Below are 3,751 nucleotides of genomic sequence, written 5' to 3'. Positions count from 1 at the left end.
GCGCGAGCGGGTGCTCGCGCTGCTCGCGCTGCGCCACGCACACATCGTGCCGCGGCTGGCGGGCGCTCGCAGCCTCGGGGCGCAGGCGATCGGCGGAGCGGCGGTGCAGGCGCGCTGGCGCATGGGCGACGGCGCGGAGCTGACGATCCGGCTCAATCTCGGTGCCGAGCCGGTCGATCTGGCAGCGCAGGGCGGCGTTGGCGACGAAGCGACGCCGGCCGTCGAAAAGGACAAGGAGAGCGTCGATGGCGCCCCGCGATCGGCACTCGGCGACCTGCTGTTCGAGACCGCCGCCGCCGGCCAGCCTCAGGCTCGCAAGCGCTTGCCGGCGCGCAGCATCGCCGTGTGGCTCAGGCCGGCTGCGACAGCGGCGACCGAGGCGTCATGAGCGACGCCGGGAGCGATCTCGCCCGCCTGCACGAACTGGCCTCCGCCGCCGGCATTGCGGTCGATTGGACCGATGCCCATGGCGCGCCCCGCACGGTCGCACCGCAAACCTTGCACGCGGTGCTCGAGGCGCTCGACCTGCCGAATGAGAGCGCCGAGGAGCAGGCGCAGAGTTGCGCATGGCTGCGGGCCGAGCACGACAGCGCCGAGGCGCCGCCTTTGCTGGTGGCGAGCATGGGCGAGCCCGTCTCGCTGGGGCGCTGGGCGGCGCAATGGGTCGGGCAGCCTTATTGCGTCGAGCTGGAAGCCGGCGGCGTGGTGGAAGGCCACATCGCCGCCGCGGCACAGGCCACCGACGCCGCTGTGCACGGCACCGATGGCGCACCCGCAGCGCTTGCCTGTGTGCCGGCCATCGACCGGATCGGCTATCACCGTTTGACAGTCGGGCCGCTGAGCGTGACGGTGGCCGTCGCACCGCTGCGCTGCTACGGCGTGGCCGATGCGATGGCCGGACGCCATGCGGCAGAGCCGCGGGGCGTGGCGGCTGAAGACGATGTTGCACCTGCATTTGCATCTGCGACTGCATCTGCGACTGCGACTGCGACTGCGGTTGCGGTTGCATCTGCGGCTGCCGAGCCCGCTGGCGGCAACACCCGCGCGGCGGCGGCTGCCGGCTCGGCAGCGACCGCGAGTCGGCGTCCCTGGGCCTTGGCCGCCCAGCTCTACTCCCTGCGCCGCCCCGGCGACGGCGGGCTCGGCGACTTCACCGCGCTGGCCGAACTCGCCGAAGCGGCAGCGCGGCACGGTGCGGCCGGGCTGGCGATCAGCCCGGTGCATGCCATGTTCTCCGCCGATCCCGGCCGCTACAGCCCTTACGGCCCGTCGAGCCGGCTGTTCTACAACGTGCTGCACGTGGATCCGGCGGCTTGCTTCGGCGCAGCCGCCTTGCGCGACGCGCTGCAAGCCCTGGAAGCCGAGGACGGCGGCCGAGGCGAGACCGTGCATGCCCGGCTCGCCCGCTTAGAGACCGCTGACCGGGTCGAGTGGCCCGAGGTCTCGCGTCTCAGGTTGCGCGTGCTGGGCCGGCTTTTCGGCAGCGCGGCGTTCCGCGAATCGACCTCGCTTCAGGCCGCCTTTACGGCGTTCCGACGCGAGGGCGGCGAAGCGCTCGAGGACCACGCCCGTTTCGAAGCGCTGCACGCGCGCTTCGGCGCCGGGCCGGCAACGGCAACTGCGGACGCCGGCGATGGCGATGGCGATGGCGATGGCGATGGCGATGGCGATGGCAAAGGCGGCGGCAACGGCAATGGCAACGGCGGAGGCGGCTGGCGATCCTGGCCGTCCGAATTTCGCGACCCCCGCTCACCGGCCGTGCGGTCCTACTCCGAAGCGCATGCCGAGGAAGTCAGTTTCCACGCCTTCCTGCAGTGGGCGGCCGCAACCGGTCTCGCCGGCGCGCAGGCCCGCGCCCGCGCGGCCGGCATGCCGATCGGCCTGATCGCAGACCTGGCGGTCGGCGCCGACGGCGAGGGTAGCCAGAGCTGGAGCCGGCAGAGCGAAATGCTGAACGGCCTGTCGGTCGGCGCGCCGCCCGACGTGATCAACGTGCATGGCCAGTCCTGGGGCCTGGCCGCGTTCTCGCCGCGCGCGATGGCGCGGCACGGCTACCGTGCCTGGATCGAGATGCTGCGTGCGGCCTTTCGCCATGCCGGCGGCGTGCGCATCGACCACGTGCTCGGCCTGTGGCGTCTGTGGCTGGTGCCGCACGGCAGGCCCGCCACCGAGGGCGCCTACCTGCGCCTGCCGATCGAGGATCTGCTGCGGCTGGTGGCGCTCGAATCCTGGCGCGAGCGCGCCGTCGTCATCGGCGAAGACCTCGGCACCGTGCCGGCCGAGTTCCCGGCGCGTCTGGCCGCAAGCGGCGTGCTGGGCATGCGCGTGCTGTGGTTCCAGCGCGAAGGCGAGCGCTTCGTTCCGCCCGAGCGATGGGGCGAGGACGCCGTGGCGCTCAGCACCACGCACGACCTGCCGCCCATCGCCGGCTGGTGGCAGGGCCGCGACATCGACTGGCGCACGCAACTCGGGCTGTTGCCGCACGGCGTGAGCGAAGAAGAGGAGCGTGCGCAACGCGGCCGCGACCGCGCCGCGCTGTGGCAAGCCCTGGCTGATGCGGGATGCGTCGATGCCCGCGCCACCCAGCCGCCGATCGGGGAGCCCCCTGTCGCTGCGGTGCTCGGTTTCGTGGCGATGAGCCCGGCGCCGTTGGTCATCGTGCCGCTGGAAGACGCGCTCGGCTTGGTCGAGCAGCCCAATCTGCCCGGCACCACTGCCGTGCATCCCAACTGGCTGCAGCGCCTGAGCGTGCCGGTGGATCGCCTGCTCGACGAGCCGGAGGTCGAGGCGAGGCTCGCCGCCGTGACGCAGGCGCGCGAAGGGCCGGCGCCGTCTGCAGTGCCCGGCGATTCCACGGCTGCCGCGCCGCGCGCCACAGCGCGGCTGCAACTCCACGCCGGCTTCACGCTCGACGATGCGGCGCACTGGGTCGACTACCTCCACCGGCTCGGCATCAGCCATGTGTACACGTCGCCGCTGACCACCTCGCGCGTCGGCTCCAAGCACGGCTACGACGTGGTCGACCCGACCCGCATCGACCCCGAGATCGGCGGGCGCCCCGCGCTGCGCCGCCTGATGGCGCGCTTGCGCGAACGGGGCATGGGCCTGGTGGCCGACATCGTTCCCAACCACATGGGTGTCGCCGGCCGCGAGAACGCGTGGTGGCAGGACGTGCTCGAGTGGGGCCGTGCCAGCCCTTACGCGCAATGGTTCGACATCGACTGGGAACCGGACGACCTGGCGCTGCACGGCAAGCTGCTCGCGCCTTATCTCGGCGAGCCGTATGGCGAGACGCTGACCCAGGGCGATCTGCAGCTGCGCTTCGATGCGGAGTGCGGGCGCTTCTGGTGCGCGTATCACGACCACCGCTTTCCGATTGCGCCGACTTCGCATGTCGACGTGCTCCGTGCATTGCCTCCTCACCCAACCTCTCCGCAGAGGGGAGAGGAGCCAACCCTGCAGTCGCTCGCCGAGCGCTTCGAAGGCGTCCTGCCCGAACCGGACGCCGACAACGTCGCGCGCTGGCAAGCCGCTTGCGCCGCCCTGGCCGCAGTCGCCGCAACCGACGCCGGCCGCGCCCACATCGACGCCTTGCTCGCGCGCCACTCGACGCAAACCGAGGAGGGCCGCCGCCGCCTGCACGCACTGCTCGAACGCCAGCACTACCGCCTTGCCTGGTGGCGCTGTGCGGCCGATCAGATCAACTGGCGGCGCTTCTTCGAGGTGAGCGACCTCGCGGGGCTGGCCGTGG

2 protein-coding genes are annotated in these 3,751 nt (G+C 72.3%); both read left to right on the top strand.

Annotated features, from left to right (window positions below):
* On the top strand, positions 1-388 hold a 388-nt coding region (locus tag H0W38_RS18705; protein WP_292456951.1), incomplete at its 5' end, for a DUF3459 domain-containing protein.
* Positions 385-3,751, top strand: a 3,367-nt coding sequence (gene malQ / locus H0W38_RS18700) for a 4-alpha-glucanotransferase (RefSeq protein WP_292456950.1), incomplete at its 3' end; no start/stop codon positions are given. The genes H0W38_RS18705 and malQ, both read left to right, overlap by 4 nt.

The sequence above is a fragment of the Methylibium sp. genome (assembly GCF_013817365.1).
Classification (GTDB): domain Bacteria; phylum Pseudomonadota; class Gammaproteobacteria; order Burkholderiales; family Burkholderiaceae_C; genus Methylibium.
The sequence above is the reverse complement of the archived record's forward strand: the minus strand, read 5'-3'. Positions and strand labels throughout refer to the sequence as shown.